Below are 13816 nucleotides of genomic sequence, written 5' to 3'. Positions count from 1 at the left end.
ATCGCGCGTCCCTCCGACGGGAGGGACGCGCAATCTTGCCCCTGGCGGCGCCGGGTTCGCCCACCCGCGGCCGGGAAGGCCCGTCCGCGGGATATGCCAAGGATGAGAGAGACACGCATGTTCGACGTTCAACGCGAAGAGCTGATCTGGGGCGACCGCAAGCTCGTGCTGGAGACCGGCAAGGTCGCCCGCCAGGCGGACGGCGCCGTGATCGCCACCTACGGCGAGACCTCGGTGCTCGCCACCGTCGTCTCGGCCAAGGAGCCGAAGGCCGGCATCGACTTCCTGCCGCTCACCGTGAACTACCAGGAGCGCGCCTACGCCGCCGGCCGCATCCCGGGCGGCTACTTCAAGCGCGAGGGCCGTCCCTCCGAGAAGGAGACGCTGGTCTCCCGCCTGATCGACCGGCCGATCCGCCCGCTCTTCGTCGAGGGCTGGCGCAACGACACCCAGGTCGTCGTCACCGTGCTGACCCACGACCTCGAGAACGATCCCGACATCGTCGCGATGGTGGCGGCGTCCGCCGCGCTCACGCTCTCCGGCGTGCCCTTCATGGGCCCGATCGGCGCGGCCCGCGTCGGCTACGTCAACGGCGGCTACAAGCTGAACCCGCTCGTCACCGAGACCAAGGACGATTCGACCCTCGACCTCGTCGTGGCCGGCACCCAGGACGCCGTCCTGATGGTCGAGTCCGAGGCGAAGGAACTCTCCGAGGACGTGATGCTCGGGGCCGTGATGTTCGGCCACAAGCACTTCCAGCCGGTCATCGAGGCGATCATCCGTCTGGCCGAGAAGGCCGCCAAGGAGCCGCGCAACTTCTCGCCCCCGGAGAACGCCGAGGTCGAGAAGGCGGTGCTGGAGATCTGCGAGGCGGAGCTGCGCGACGCCTACAAGATCACCGTCAAGCAGGACCGCTACGCGGCCGTCGACGCCGTGAAGGCGAAGGTGGTGGCCGCCCTCTGCCCGGCGGACGGCGAGCAGAAGTTCAGCCCTGAGAAAGTCAAGGCCGCCTTCAAGGAGGCCCAGTCGAAGGTCGTTCGCTGGAACGTCCTCGATACGGGCTCGCGCATCGACGGCCGCGACGTGAAGACGGTCCGCTCGATCGTCTCGGAGGTCGGCGTCCTGCCGCGCGCCCACGGCTCGGCGATCTTCACCCGCGGCGAGACGCAGGCGCTGGTCGTGGCGACGCTCGGCACCGGCGAGGACGAGCAGTTCATCGACGCGCTGGAAGGCACCTACAAGGAGCGCTTCCTGCTGCACTACAACTTCCCTCCCTATTCGGTCGGCGAGACCGGCCGCATGGGCTCGCCCGGCCGCCGCGAGATCGGCCACGGCAAGCTCGCCTGGCGCGCGATCCGGCCCGTGCTGCCGCCCGCCCACGAGTTCCCGTACACGATCCGCGTCGTGTCCGAGATCACCGAGTCGAACGGCTCGTCCTCGATGGCCTCCGTCTGCGGCGGCTCGCTCTCGCTGATGGATGCGGGCGTTCCGCTGCGCCGGCCCGTCGCCGGCATCGCCATGGGCCTGATCCTCGAGGGTGAGCGCTTCGCGGTGCTCTCCGACATCCTCGGCGACGAGGACCATCTCGGCGACATGGACTTCAAGGTGGCCGGCACGGACGAGGGCATCACCTCGCTCCAGATGGACATCAAGATCGCGGGCATCACCGAGGAGATCATGAAGATCGCCCTCGCCCAGGCGAAGGACGGCCGCGCCCACATCCTGGCTGAGATGGCCAACGCGCTGACCGCCGCCCGCCCCGAGCTCGGCGAGTACGCGCCGCGCATCGAGACGATGCAGATCCCGACCGACAAGATCCGCGAAGTGATCGGCACGGGCGGCAAGGTGATCCGCGAGATCGTCGAGAAGACCGGCGCCAAGATCAACATCGAGGACACCGGCATCGTGAAGATCGCCTCCGCCGACGGCAAGGCGATCAAGGCGGCCTACAACTGGATCCGCTCGATCGTGGCCGAGGCCGAGGTCGGGGTGATCTACGACGGCACCGTCGTGAAGACGATGGAGTTCGGCGCCTTCGTGAACTTCTTCGGCGCCAAGGACGGCCTCGTCCACATCTCGGAACTCGCCGCCCAGCGCGTCGCCAAGGTGACGGACGTCGTCAAGGAAGGCGACAAGGTGAAGGTGAAGTTCCTCGGTCAGGACGACCGCGGCAAGATCCGCCTCTCGATGAAGGTGGTCGATCAGCAGACCGGCGAGGACCTCACCGAGAAGCTCAAGGCCCAGCGCGACGCCGAGCGGGCCGAGCGCGGCGAGGAGCCGCGTGAGCCCCGCGAGAGCCGCGAGGGCGGCCGCTCCCACCGGGGCGAGCGCCGCCGCGACGCGGGCGAGTAAGCCTCTCCTCACAACTGAATGATTGCGAAGCGCGGCCCTCCGGGGTCGCGTTTTTCATTTGGCGGTTCCTGTTCTCCCGTCACGCTCTCGGATGCGGTTGGGGAGATGACGAATCACGCGCGCTTCCATAATCAGAAGTTGCATAGCTTGGTCTATGCGACGATTGTTCTGGAGGTGGACATGCGGGTCGGGTTCTGGATTTTCGGTTGCTGTCTACTGGTCTCGCCGGCGCAGGCCCTCGACACCAAGGACATCCTCGGCACGTGGCGTCTCGCGACGGCGCAACGGACGATCGTCGATACGGGCGAGGTCGTGGATTCCTACGGCGGCCCGCGGCCGAACGGCTGGATCAACTACGACGCGTCCGGCCGCGTCATGGTCGTGGTGGCCTACCAGGGGCGGGAGAAGCCGGCGGGCGCCGCGCCCACCGACGCCGAGCGCGCGCGGCTGCACCGCTCCTTCTTCGCCTATGCGGGCACCTACACCTTCGACGGGAAGAGCATCACCCACGCCATCGACACGTCTTGGAACGAGGCCTGGACGGGGACGTCCCAGGTGCGCGACGTCGCCTACGCGGACGGCAAGCTGGTCTACACGACGCGCCCCGCGCCGTTCAGCGGCGACGGCAAGGTGAGCGTGGTCACTCTCGTCTGGGAACGGCCGAACTGAGGGATCGCCGCGGGGGCGTGACGGGCCGCTTCCCGGGCGCCCCCGCATCTGCTTGAACGCTCCCGCCGGGGACGAATCGCCGGCAGGGAGGCCAGATATGAGCGAAGACCTCGTCCTCTACACCACGCCCATGTCGCGCGGGCGGATCGCCCGCTGGATGCTGGAGGAGGTCGGTGCGCCCTACCGCGCCGAGATCGTGAGCTTCGGACCCGGCATGAAGGACGCCGCCTTCCGGGCGATCAACCCGATGGGCAAGGTGCCGGCTCTCCGCCACGGTGCCGCGGTCGTGACCGAGACGGCAGCGATCTGCGCCTACCTCGCCGACGCCTTTCCCGAGGCCGGGCTCGCCCCGCCGCCGGGCAGCCGTGAGCGCGCGGCCTATTATCGCTGGCTGTTCTTCGCGGCGGGCCCCGTCGAGGCGGCGGTGACCAACAAGGTCCTGGGCGTCACCGTGCCGGACGATCCGCGCATGCGCGGCATGGTCGGCTACGGCTCGCTGCCCGAGGTGCTGGACGTGCTGGAACAGGCCGTCGCCGGCACCGACTACCTCGCGGGCGAAAGATTCTCGGCGGCCGACCTCTATGTCGGCGCGCATCTCTCCTGGGGCATGGCCTTCGGCACGATCGAGCGGCGGCCGGCCTTCGAGGCCTACACCGCCCGCCTCACCGGGCGCCCCGCCGCCGTGCGGGCGCGGGAGATCGACGACGCTCTGCTCGCCGAGCGGGAGCAGGCCTCCGGCTGAGGCCGGTGGTGCGGCGCGGCACGGTGGCCGGGAACGCGGCCCCGCGCCCCGCGTTCGCCCGGCGATACCCCTTCACGGAGACGAAAGAAGCCCGATGGCGACCCAGATGATCAACGAGATCGCCCACGATATCTTCAGCGGCGAGCCGAACCTCACCACCACGGAGCGGGCCGTCTCGGTGGCGCTCGGCCTCGGCATCGCGGCCGCCGCCGCGCAGCCGCGCCCGAACAAGCTGCTCAGCCTCGCCGCGCTCGTGGTCGGCGTCGGCCTCGCGCTGCGGGGCGCCACCGGCCACTGCGCGATGAAGGCGGCCTCGCAGCGTCTGTAAGGCCTGATCCTCGATCCAGCCTTCGGGGCCCGCCGTGCATCAGCGCGGCGGGCCCTCGTTTTTGGTCACGGTCCGGGCGCAGAACGAGGCCCGTGCCTCTGAAGAGCCTCAGCGCCGAAACAGGCTTGCCGCCAACAAGAAAGGGCGCCCTCGCGGGCGCCCTCCTCCGTCCGACCCGGCTGTGCTGATCAGTAGGTCGAGGTGCGGCTGCTGCGGGTGGCGATGAAGCCGTAGATCGCCAGCACGATCACCGCGCCCACGATGGCGCCGATGAAGCCCGCGCCCTGGTTCGGTCCGTACCAGCCCACCGCCTGGCCGATGAAGGTGGCCACGAAGGCGCCGACGATGCCCAGGATCGTGGTGAGGATGAAGCCCGCGGGCTCCTTGTCGCCCGGCATGATGAACTTGGCGATGACGCCGGCCAGGAAGCCGATGATGATGGTCCAGAGAATTTCCATGGCAAACCCCTGCGCGTAGGTGCGAATGTCCACTGAACGCATCAGCGGGGCGGCAGGTTGCCGCGGAAAGCTTGGGCGGACGGATTTTTCGTACCGGAAGCTTTCGGCGCTTCGCCGGGGCCGGTCCGGGCTGCCCGCGCTCGCCGCCGCCGATAGGGATTGGCAGGCTTGGGCGCTGCCGATAGTGCTGGCCGCCGCAACGGAATGGGGAGTGGTGTGATGACGATCGAGCGGGTCGAGCCGGGCAAGCGCATGTCGCAGGCGGTGGCCTACGGGGAGACGGTCTACCTCGCGGGCCAAGTCGCGGCCGACACGGTGGGCACCGGCGTCACCGCGCAGACCCAGCAGATCCTCGGGCAGATCGACCGTCTGCTCAACGCGACCGGCAGCGACAAGGAGCGCATCCTCTCGGCCACCGTCTACCTCGCCGACATCGCGACCTTCGCCGAGATGAACGCCGCCTGGGACGCCTGGGTCTCCACGGAGAACCCGCCGGCCCGCGCCACCGTCGAGGCGAAGCTCGCCGGGCCCGAGTATCTCGTCGAGATCGTCGTCGTCGCGGCGCGGACCCGGTGAGCGGCCGGCTCCTCCGCCGCGCCCTGCTGGGCGCGGCCCTCGGCGGGCTCGCCCTTCTGGGCGGCGCCCGGGCGGAGGAGCGCGTCGTCAACATCTACAACTGGTCGGACTACATCGACCCGAAGGTTCTGGAGGCCTTCACCCGGGAGACCGGGATCAAGGTCGTCTACGACACCTACGACAACAACGAGATCCTGGAGACGAAGCTGCTCGCCGGCCGCTCCGGCTACGACGTGGTGGTGCCCTCCGGGCCCTTCCTGCAGCGGCTGATCCGGGCCGGCGCCTTCCGGCCCCTCGACAAGACGAAGTTGCGCAATCTCGGCAACGTCTGGCCCGAGATCGCCGGGCGGCTCGCCGCCTACGACCCCGGCAACGCCTACGCCGTCGATTACATGTGGGGCACCACCGGCATCGGCTACAATCTGGGCGCGGTGCGCGAGCGCCTCGGCGCGAACGCCGCCCTCAACTCGTGGAGCGTCGTGCTCAACCCGACCTCGGCCAACAAGCTGAAGGAGTGCGGGATTATGATGCTCGACAGCCCCGAGGACCTGATCCCCGCGATGCTGCCCTTCTACGGGCTGAAGAGCGACACCCGGCGCTGGGACGACATGACCCAGGTCACGGACGCGCTCTACAAGGTCCGCGGCGCGGTGCGGAAGTTCCACTCCTCCGAGTACATCCAGGCGCTGGCCAACGGCGACCTCTGCGTCGCGGTCGGCTACTCGGGCGACGTGATGCAGGCGAGGAAGCGGGCGGACGAGGCCAAGACCGGCGTCGAGATCGGCTACGTCGTGCCGAAGGAAGGCTCGATCATGTGGTTCGACGCCTTCGCGATCCCGAAGGACGCGCCGCACGCGGCCGAGGCCCACGCCTTCATCGACTACATGCTGCGCGCCGACGTGGCGGCGGCCAACAGCAACTTCGTCTCCTACGCGAGCGGCGTGCTGCCCGCGAAGGCGCTCGTGAAGCCCGAGATCCTGAACAACCCGGGCATCTACCCGGACGAGGCGACGATGCAGCGGCTCTCGGTGAACACCGCCTGGGACGACCGGACGCAGCGCTTCATCACCCGGCTCTGGACGCGGGTGCGGACCGGGCGGTGATCGCCGCATTCCCCCTCTCCCGCAGAGGGGCGAGGGAGGGCCGCGCGCTCACCAAAATCCCTCCCCTCCCCGGCGCGATCGTGTAAGACGGCCGCCATGACTGCGCATTCGAACCGCGACGCGAAGGAACGGCCCCGCGTCGCCGTCACCGGCATCGGGCTCGTCACCTCGCTCGGCCAGGGCCAGGCCGACAACTGGGCGGCGCTGACCGCCGGGCGCTCGGGGATCCACGCGATCCGGCGCTTCCCCACCGATACCTTGCGCACCCGCATCGCCGGCACCGTCGACTTCCTCGACACCGAGCCGCTGGTCGCCCCCCTCCTCTCCGAGCGCTTCGCCGCGGAGGCCGCCGAGGAGGCGGTGGCGCAGGCCGGCATCGGCCGGCGGGGCGACTTCCCCGGTGCCCTGTTCATTGCCGTGCCGCCGGTCGAGATGGAGTGGCCACAGCGGCAGGCACTGGCCGAGGCGTCGGGCCAGAACGGCGAGGTCAGCTACGCGGGTCTCCAGGCGGCCGCCGCCACGCGCCGCTTCGACCCCTGGCACGACCTCTTCATCTTCGGCACCGTGGCCGAGCGCATCGCCGAGCGCTTCGGCACCAAGGGCTCGCCGATCTCGCTCTCGACCGCCTGCTCGTCGGGCGCCACCGCGATCCAGCTCGGCGTCGAGGCGATCCGGCGGGGCGAGACGCGGGCCGCGCTCTGCATCGGCACGGACGGCTCGGTGAACCCGGAATCGCTGATCCGCTTCTCGCTGCTCTCGGCCCTCTCGACCCAGAACGACCCGCCTTCGGCCGCCTCCAAGCCCTTCTCGAAGAACCGCGACGGCTTCGTCATGGGCGAGGGCGCCGCCGCCCTGGTGCTGGAGGACGCGGACGCGGCCCTCGCCCGCGGCGCGACCATCCTCGGCTACGTGCTGGGCTGCGGCGAGAAGGGCGACGGCTTCCACCGTACCCGCTCGAGCCCCGACGGGGCGCCGGTCGTCGCGGCGATCCGGGCGAGCCTGGAGGATGCCGGCCTGTCCCCGGAGGACATCGACACGGTCAACGCCCACGGCACCTCGACGCCGGAGAACGACAAGATGGAGGCGCTCGGCCTCGTCGCGGTGCTCGGCGAGCGCGCGGGCCAGGTACCCGTCACCTCGAACAAGTCGATGATCGGCCACACCCTGACCGCGGCCGGGGCGATCGAGGCGGCGTTCTCGCTCCTGACCATCCGGCACGGGCGCATCCCGCCCACCATCAACCACGCGGTGCCCGACCCCGCGATCCCGCTCGACATCGTGGGGCAGGCCCGGGACGTGCCCGTCTCGCGCGTCCTGTCGAACTCCTTCGGCTTCGGCGGGCAGAACACCTGCCTGATCCTCGGGGCCGAGCCCGCATGAGCGCCGGGATGAGACGCGTCCTCGTCACGGGGGGCGCGGCCGGCCTCGGCGCCGCGATCGTGCGGGCGCTGGCGCAGGCCGGCCACGGGGTCGACTTCACCTACCGCGCCTCCGGCTCCGAGGCCGAGGCGCTGCTGGCGGAGCTGCGGGGGGCGCATCCGGGCGCGGCCTTCGAGGCGCACGCCCTCGATCTCGGCGACCGGGCGGCGCTCGACGCCTTCTGCGCGGCGGCGGAGGAGCGGGGCTATTACGGCCTCGTCCACAATGCGGGCCAGTCGGCGGACGCGCTCGCGCTGATGCTCGACCAGGACCGGCTGGAGGCCGCCATGCAGGTGAACTTCACCTCGCTGACCCGGCTCGCCAAGGCGCTGACGCGCGGCATGATCCGGGCGCGGACGGGCCGCGTCGTGGCGATCGGCTCGGTCGCGGCGCTCAGGGCGAATGCCGGCAACGCGGCCTACGCCGCCACCAAGGGCGCGCTGATCGCCTATTGCCGCACGCTGGCGATCGAGTCGGCGAAGCGCGGCGTCACCGTCAACGTGATCGCGCCGGGCTTCGTGGATACGCGGATGATGGCGCCCTACGCGGCGCATCGCGCGGGCATGGAGCGCCAGATCCCGGCCGGCCGCTTCGCCGACCCGGCGGAGGTCGCCGCGCTCGTCCGCTTCCTGATGGAGGACGCGGCCGGCTACATCACGGGCGCCGTCCTGCCGGTCGATGGCGGCCTCACCGCCATGATGGGCGTGCACCGCGCCTGAGACGCCGCCGATGCGCCCCCTCCTCCTCGCCGTCCTCGCCGGCTCCCTCGCCGCCCCTGCCGCGGCCGACCCTCAGGCCTACCGGGTCGAGGGACTGCCCCGCGGCGAGGCCCTGAGCGTCCGGGCCGAGCCCGATCCCGCCGCCGAGCGCGTCGGCGAGGTCCGCGGCCGGGTGCTGGTCTTCGGCTGCACCAACGAGACGCCGAGCCGCACCACGTGGTGCCGCGTCAAGGACGGCCGCACGCTCGGCTGGGCGAGGCGGCGCTACCTCGCGCCCGAATAACCGCGCCTTGATCGGGACATAGGCTGTCCCTAAGGCGCCGACGTGCCCCTCATCGGAGAGGGCCGTGCCACCCTATCGGGCCGTCGGAGCCCCGGGAACGATCGATGCGAGCCCTGCAACTCTTCGGCGACCGCGACCTGCGCCTGACCGACGTGGCGGACGCCCCCGCCCCCGGGCCCGGCGAGGTGCGGGTGCGGGTGCGCGCGGTCGGCCTCAACTTCATCGACGTCTGGGGTTTTCGCGGGATGGCCTTCGCCAAGCGCCGGCTCCCGCTGACGGTGGGCGCCGAGGCGGCCGGCGAGATCGCCGCGCTCGGCGAAGGCGTCACCGGCCTGCGAGAGGGCGATCCCGTGGCCCTCTACGGGGCGAAGACCTGCGGGCATTGCCGGGCTTGCCGGGAGGGCCGCGACAACCTCTGCGAGGATGTGGGCGGCGTCTACGGCTTCCATATCGACGGCTTCGCGAGCGAGTTCGTCACCGTGCCGGCCCGGCTCGTGGTGAAGGCGCCCGCGGGCGTGAGCTTCACCGACGCGGCCTGCGCAGGGATCGCCTTCGGCACCGTGCAGCACATGCTGTTCGACAACGCGCGGCTCGAGCCCGGCGAGAGCATCCTCGTGCATGCCGGCGGCTCGGGCATCGGCACCAGCGCGATCAAGATGGCCAAAGCGCTTCAGTGCACGGTGTTCACCACGGTCGGCGACGACCGCAAGGGCGCGATGGCGGGCGAGCTCGGCGCCGACCACGTCATCAACTACCGCGAGGAGCGCTTCGAGGGCGAGGTGCGGCGGCTGACGAAGCGGAAAGGCGTCGATGTGGTCTTCGAGCATGTTGGGCCCGACACCTGGAACGGCTCGCTGCTCTGCCTGAAGCGCGGCGGTCGGCTCGTCACCTGCGGCTCGACCTCGGGCGTCTCCACCACCATGAACCTGATGCAGCTGTTCCAGCAGCAGTACCGCATCACCGGCTCGTTCGGCTGCCGCATCGAGAACATCCGGCAATCGCTGGACAAGATGGCGACCGGCATCACGCCGGTGATCGACACGGTCTATCCGCTCGGCGACTTCGCGGCGGGGTTGGAGCGGCTCGAGTCACGTCAGGTCTTCGGCAAGATCCTGGTGAGCCTCTGAATGCTTCCCCTGCTCACGCGGAAATGATCTAAGGCGCTTGAATCGCGGCATCCCGGCTCCGGCCCTGCCCGCCGCCGGAGCCCGAACCGCTTGCTGCGTCTCGCCCTCGTCCTGAAGCGCTCGTTCCCGCGGCTCGCGGGCTACGCGATGCTGCCCCTGATCGCGGCCGTGTTCCGCCTCGCCCGCGGGCTCGGCCCCGAGCGGGCCGGCGCCTGGGGGGCGGCGCTCCTGCGCGGGATCGGCCCGTGGCTGCCCGCGCACCGGACCATGCTGGCGAACCTGCGCGCGGCCTATCCGGACCTCCCGGAGGCCGAGCGCCGGGCGATCGCGGCCCAGGCCTGGGACAATCTCGGCCGCACGGGGGCCGAGTACGCCCATCTCGACACGCTGTTCAGCTTCGATCCGGACGATCCCGCCACCCAGCGCATGGAGGTGGTGGGGCTGGAGCACTTCTACGCCCTGCGGGACGACGGAAAGCCCGGCCTGATCTTCTCGGCCCATCTCGGCAACTGGGAGCTGCCCGCGATCGCGGCGGCGAAGTTCGACCTGGAGGCGACCGCGGTGTTCCGGGCGCCGAACAACCCGGCGGCGGCCCGGCTCGTCCAGGCGGTGCGGCAGAAGACCATGGGGGGGCTGGCCGCCTCCGGCCCCGGCGCCGCCTTCGCGATGCAGGGCGTGGTGGAGCGCGGCGGCCATCTCGGCCAGCTCATCGACCAGCACTTCACCCGCGGCGTGGTGGTGACGTTCTTCGGGCAACCCTGCCTCGCCAACCCGCTGCTCGCCAAGCTCGCCCGGAACACCGAGTGCCCGGTCCACGGCGCCCGGGTGGTGCGGCTGCCCGGCGGCCGCTACCGCCTCGAACTGACCCCGCCCCTCGACCTGCCCCGGGCCGCGGACGGCACCGTCGACGTGCCGGGCGCCATGCAGGCGATGACGGCGGTGGTGGAGGGCTGGGTGCGCGAGAATCCCGGCCAGTGGCTCTGGATGCACCGGCGCTGGCGCCCCGCGATGCTGCCGGCCGGTCGCGCGCCGGCCCGCGCCGACGCTCTCAAGCCAACGTGATTTCCCTCGGCACGTCCGCCGGCGCTGTGATGCGATGATGGTTCCGGTTCCCCGACCCGTCACCCGACCTGCCGCCCGGCTCGGCGCCGCGCTCCTCGCCCTGGCGGGGCCTTGCGCCGCGCCCGTCCGCGCCGAGCCGGTTCATGCGGAGGCGGTCCGTGCGGAGCCTGTCCGTGCGGAGCCTCTGCGGGCGGTGGTCGAGCTGTTCACCAGCCAGGGCTGCGCCGCCTGCCGCGGGGCCGACCCGGTGTTCCGGGACCTCGCGGGCCGGCCCGGCATCGTGGCGCTCACCCTGCCGGTGACCTACTGGGACTATCTCGGCTGGAAGGACACGCTGGCCCAGAAGCCCTTCACCGAGCGCCAGCACGCCTATGCGGGCCCGCACGGCATCCGGCAGGTCTTCACGCCGCAGGCCATCGTCAACGGTGCCGCCTCCGTGGTGGCCTCCGACCGGGCCGGGCTGGAGCGCGCCCTGGCGCGCGAGGCGGTCCAGCCCGGCGGCCTGTCGGTGCCGGTCCGCGGCGAGGAGCGCGGCGACCGCATCGTGATCGATGTCGGGGCGGGCGGCCAGCGGGGCGAGGTCTGGCTCCTCTCCGTGCTGCGCCGCCGCCCGGTCGCGATCGAGCGCGGGGAGAATCGGGGCCGCACGGCGACCTACCTCAACGTGGTGCGCGGCATACAGCGGGTCGGGCCGTGGAGCGGTCAGCCGGTCCATTACGAGGTGCCGCTGCCGAGCGCCCGCGCGGCCGACGCCGATGCCTGGGTCGTCGTGCTGCAGGGGGCGAGCAACGGCAAGCCGGGCCGGATCTGGGGCGCCGCGAAGGGGCCGGGGCTGTGAGGGGGCCGCGAGGCCCGCGCGACCCGTGACGGGACGCCCGGCCCGTGAGATGCTGACGGCCCGCTCCCCCGATCCCCGTCCCGAGAAGTCCCGATGTCCCTCTACGCGCTCGACGGCCACGCCCCGATCCTCGCCGATGCCAGCGTCTGGGTCGCGCCGGGCGCGCACGTCATCGGGCAGGTGCATCTCGGAGCGGGGGCGAGCGTCTGGTTCGGCGCGGTGCTGCGCGGCGACAACGAGCCGATGCGGGTGGGTGCGGGCAGCAACATCCAGGACGGGGCGGTGCTGCACTCCGATCCCGGCTTCCCCCTCACGATCGGCGAGGGCGTCACCGTCGGGCACCGGGCGATCGTGCACGGCTGCACCGTCGGCGACGGCACCCTGATCGGCATGGGCGCCACGATCCTCAACGGGGCGCGGATCGGCCGCGGCTGCATCGTCGGCGCCAACGCCCTGGTGAAGGAGGGGGCGGAGTTTCCCGACGGCAGCCTGATCGTCGGCATGCCGGCGAGGGCCGTGCGCAGCCTCGGCGAGGCGGGCGCCGCGGATCTGCGCCGGCTGGCCGAGCACTACGTCGCCAACGCCCGCCGCTTCGCCGCGGGGCTCGTGCGCCAGGACTAGCGCCGTTCCCGATCGGGTTGCCATCGGGCCGATCGGGTTGCCATCGGGCCCGATCGGGTTGCCATCGGGAACGGCTCCAACCTCTTGTATGAACGCGCTCCCTTGCGCCGAACCGGCGTCCGCTTCGGCGCAAGAGCGCTCCAGGCGGCGGACGCGAGGAGCCCCCGCCTCCGCCCCGGTCGTCCCGTTCTCAGGCGAACCAGCCGCTCTGGACGGAGCTTGCCGCGACGCCGTCGAGTTGCACGGTCCCGCCGCCGGACAGGAGCAGGATCGTGCTGCCGTTGCTGTCGAAGGCGGTGGCCGTCTGGCCGTTCAGGGCGATGCGGTCGCCCTCGCCCGCGTTGAAGTCGGTGATCCGGTCGGCGCCGCTGTTCTGGCCGAAGGTCGCGCCGGCGAACACGAACCGGTCCGCGCCGGCGCCGCCCGTGAGGATGTCGTCACCGAGGTTGCCGAAGAGCGTGTCGGCGCCTGCCCCGCCGTTCAGCACGTCGTTGCCCTGGCCGCCGAAGATCCGGTCGTCCCCGGCGCCGCCGCGCAGGATGTCGTCCTGCATGTTCCCGTAGATGATCTGCGCGTCGCTGAAGGCGGAGTAATCGACCAGATCGTTGCCCTGGCCGGCGTACACCGTGTCGCGCCCCAGGGAACCCGCGACCGTGTCGTTGCCCTGGTTGCCGTAGATCAGGTCGTCGCCCTGGCCGCCGTTGAGGTAATCGTTGCCGAAGCGGCCGAACAGCGTGTCGTTGCCCCGGTTGCCGTAGATCATGTCGCTGCCGTCGCCGCCGTCGAGCACGTCGTTGCCGTCGCCGCCGTCGAGCACGTCGTTGCCGTCGCCGCCGTTGATCCGGTCGTCGCCGCCGCCGCCGACGAGCAGGTCGTTCCCAACCAGGCCGTTGATCAGGTCGCCGACGGCCGACCCGAGCTGCAGGTTGACGCCGGCATCGACGGTGAGCGTGTTGCCCTCCGGGGTGAGCAGGCTGGTGAGCCCGTTGACCGTATCGGCGACCGGCAGGTTCTCCAGGACGCCGACGTCCAGGACGGTGTTGCTCGTGTTGCTGTTGGTCCCGACGCTGACGAGATCCAGGATTTTCGTGCCGCCGAGAAGATTTCCCGGCAGGCCAAGATTGATGAGTGCCACTGCTGTCTCCTCCTTGAGCCTGTACAGTGACTAGGTAGGTCGGGATCCTGGCGGGGGTGGAGATGGATTTCGGGAAAGCACCTTTCCATTTCTGGGCGATCCGGTTCGATGCGCTCTCGAACACGGATTGCCGTGGGAAAAATTCGATCCGGATACTGCCTAACGGAAGCTTTCCAAGATGCACGACGCAGCCGTGGGGCGGCTCCCCGTCCGCCCGGCCGCCCCCGTATCGCGTCCTGCCGGATACGAGGGGATGCGACAGCCGGGGCTTCGCGTCCGTGGACATCGAGCGGCCTGAAGGTCCGCGCGTTGCATGTCTACGCCGAGGGGGCCATCGCGGCCGCAGGATACGGCGCGGCCTGATCGGATCCGGGGCGTGTTCCG

Annotated in this window: 15 protein-coding genes; 13 read left to right on the top strand and 2 right to left on the bottom strand. The window is 71.1% G+C overall.

Going from position 1 to position 13816, the window contains the following annotated elements; all coding sequences use genetic code 11:
• Positions 1 to 117 precede the first annotated feature (117 nt).
• From pnp to MFF56_RS16240, 4 genes are all read left to right on the top strand, one after another.
• Positions 118 to 2352, top strand: a complete 2235-nt coding sequence (pnp, locus tag MFF56_RS16255) for a polyribonucleotide nucleotidyltransferase (protein ID WP_066920253.1) — start codon at positions 118 to 120, stop codon at positions 2350 to 2352.
• A gap of 105 nt (positions 2353 to 2457) precedes the next feature.
• Positions 2458 to 3021 (top strand): lipocalin-like domain-containing protein, encoded by a 564-nt coding sequence (locus tag MFF56_RS16250; protein WP_238230391.1) that lies wholly within the window; start codon positions 2458 to 2460, stop codon positions 3019 to 3021.
• Between the two features lie 97 nt (positions 3022 to 3118).
• Positions 3119 to 3763, top strand: coding sequence for a glutathione S-transferase family protein (locus MFF56_RS16245; protein ID WP_066920250.1), 645 nt, complete (start codon positions 3119 to 3121; stop codon positions 3761 to 3763).
• Positions 3764 to 3869: 106 nt separating this feature from the next.
• A complete protein-coding gene (locus tag MFF56_RS16240; RefSeq protein ID WP_066920263.1) occupies positions 3870 to 4091 on the top strand; it encodes a YgaP-like transmembrane domain in 222 nt (73 codons plus the stop codon).
• A gap of 188 nt (positions 4092 to 4279) precedes the next feature.
• Here MFF56_RS16240 and MFF56_RS16235 read toward each other — a convergent pair whose 3' ends face one another.
• Positions 4280 to 4549: a GlsB/YeaQ/YmgE family stress response membrane protein gene (locus MFF56_RS16235; RefSeq protein ID WP_066920248.1), complete on the bottom strand. Its 270-nt coding sequence runs from the start codon at positions 4547 to 4549 to the stop codon at positions 4280 to 4282.
• A gap of 219 nt (positions 4550 to 4768) precedes the next feature.
• On the opposite strand from MFF56_RS16235, the gene MFF56_RS16230 reads away from it, so the two are divergent.
• From MFF56_RS16230 to MFF56_RS16190, 9 genes are all read left to right on the top strand, one after another.
• Positions 4769 to 5125 carry a RidA family protein gene (locus MFF56_RS16230; protein ID WP_066920259.1) on the top strand — a complete coding sequence of 119 codons (357 nt, stop codon included), beginning with the start codon at positions 4769 to 4771 and terminating at the stop codon, positions 5123 to 5125.
• A complete protein-coding gene (locus MFF56_RS16225; RefSeq protein WP_082772935.1) occupies positions 5122 to 6228 on the top strand; it encodes a polyamine ABC transporter substrate-binding protein in 1107 nt (368 codons plus the stop codon). The genes MFF56_RS16230 and MFF56_RS16225 overlap by 4 nt, the downstream gene beginning before the upstream one ends.
• A 96-nt stretch (positions 6229 to 6324) precedes the next feature.
• Entirely contained in the window at positions 6325 to 7608 is a 1284-nt protein-coding gene (locus MFF56_RS16220) for a beta-ketoacyl-ACP synthase (protein WP_066920246.1), read from the top strand.
• Complete coding sequence (locus MFF56_RS16215; RefSeq protein ID WP_066920245.1) at positions 7605 to 8366, top strand: SDR family NAD(P)-dependent oxidoreductase; 762 nt, start codon at positions 7605 to 7607, stop codon at positions 8364 to 8366. The genes MFF56_RS16220 and MFF56_RS16215 overlap by 4 nt, the downstream gene beginning before the upstream one ends.
• Before the next feature lie 10 nt (positions 8367 to 8376).
• Positions 8377 to 8649 carry an SH3 domain-containing protein gene (locus MFF56_RS16210; protein WP_066920244.1) on the top strand — a complete coding sequence of 91 codons (273 nt, stop codon included), beginning with the start codon at positions 8377 to 8379 and terminating at the stop codon, positions 8647 to 8649.
• A gap of 104 nt (positions 8650 to 8753) precedes the next feature.
• Entirely contained in the window at positions 8754 to 9776 is a 1023-nt protein-coding gene (locus tag MFF56_RS16205) for a zinc-binding dehydrogenase (protein ID WP_066920243.1), read from the top strand.
• A 90-nt stretch (positions 9777 to 9866) separates the two neighbouring features.
• Entirely contained in the window at positions 9867 to 10838 is a 972-nt protein-coding gene (locus MFF56_RS16200) for a lipid A biosynthesis lauroyl acyltransferase (protein ID WP_066920242.1), read from the top strand.
• A 37-nt stretch (positions 10839 to 10875) separates the two neighbouring features.
• Entirely contained in the window at positions 10876 to 11676 is an 801-nt protein-coding gene (locus MFF56_RS16195; protein ID WP_082772934.1) for a DUF1223 domain-containing protein, read from the top strand.
• Between the two features lie 93 nt (positions 11677 to 11769).
• Complete coding sequence (locus MFF56_RS16190) at positions 11770 to 12297, top strand: gamma carbonic anhydrase family protein (protein ID WP_066920241.1); 528 nt, start codon at positions 11770 to 11772, stop codon at positions 12295 to 12297.
• 190 nt (positions 12298 to 12487) lie between these two features.
• Here the strand turns inward: MFF56_RS16190 and MFF56_RS16185 are convergent, their stop codons facing one another.
• Positions 12488 to 13432 (bottom strand): calcium-binding protein, encoded by a 945-nt coding sequence (locus tag MFF56_RS16185; RefSeq protein ID WP_066920240.1) that lies wholly within the window; start codon positions 13430 to 13432, stop codon positions 12488 to 12490.
• Positions 13433 to 13816: the final 384 nt, after the last annotated feature.

It is taken from the genome of Methylobacterium hispanicum (genome assembly GCF_022179285.1).
Lineage (GTDB): Bacteria > Pseudomonadota > Alphaproteobacteria > Rhizobiales > Beijerinckiaceae > Methylobacterium > Methylobacterium hispanicum.
Note: the sequence above shows the minus strand (reverse complement) of the source record. Positions and strands in the feature narration are given on the sequence as shown.

Excerpts from the sequence above, each read along its gene's own strand:
- MFF56_RS16235 (WP_066920248.1), bottom strand. The coding sequence starts at position 4,549 with ATGGAAATTCTCTGGACCATCATCATCGGCTTCCTGGCCGGCGTCATC.
- MFF56_RS16195 (WP_082772934.1), top strand. The coding sequence starts at position 10,876 with ATGGTTCCGGTTCCCCGACCCGTCACCCGACCTGCCGCCCGGCTCGGC.
- MFF56_RS16245 (WP_066920250.1), top strand. The coding sequence starts at position 3,119 with ATGAGCGAAGACCTCGTCCTCTACACCACGCCCATGTCGCGCGGGCGG.
- MFF56_RS16240 (WP_066920263.1), top strand. The coding sequence starts at position 3,870 with ATGATCAACGAGATCGCCCACGATATCTTCAGCGGCGAGCCGAACCTC.
- pnp (WP_066920253.1), top strand. The coding sequence starts at position 118 with ATGTTCGACGTTCAACGCGAAGAGCTGATCTGGGGCGACCGCAAGCTC.
- MFF56_RS16220 (WP_066920246.1), top strand. The coding sequence starts at position 6,325 with ATGACTGCGCATTCGAACCGCGACGCGAAGGAACGGCCCCGCGTCGCC.
- MFF56_RS16210 (WP_066920244.1), top strand. The coding sequence starts at position 8,377 with ATGCGCCCCCTCCTCCTCGCCGTCCTCGCCGGCTCCCTCGCCGCCCCT.
- MFF56_RS16205 (WP_066920243.1), top strand. The coding sequence starts at position 8,754 with ATGCGAGCCCTGCAACTCTTCGGCGACCGCGACCTGCGCCTGACCGAC.
- MFF56_RS16190 (WP_066920241.1), top strand. The coding sequence starts at position 11,770 with ATGTCCCTCTACGCGCTCGACGGCCACGCCCCGATCCTCGCCGATGCC.
- MFF56_RS16230 (WP_066920259.1), top strand. The coding sequence starts at position 4,769 with ATGACGATCGAGCGGGTCGAGCCGGGCAAGCGCATGTCGCAGGCGGTG.
- MFF56_RS16250 (WP_238230391.1), top strand. The coding sequence starts at position 2,458 with ATGACGAATCACGCGCGCTTCCATAATCAGAAGTTGCATAGCTTGGTC.
- MFF56_RS16215 (WP_066920245.1), top strand. The coding sequence starts at position 7,605 with ATGAGCGCCGGGATGAGACGCGTCCTCGTCACGGGGGGCGCGGCCGGC.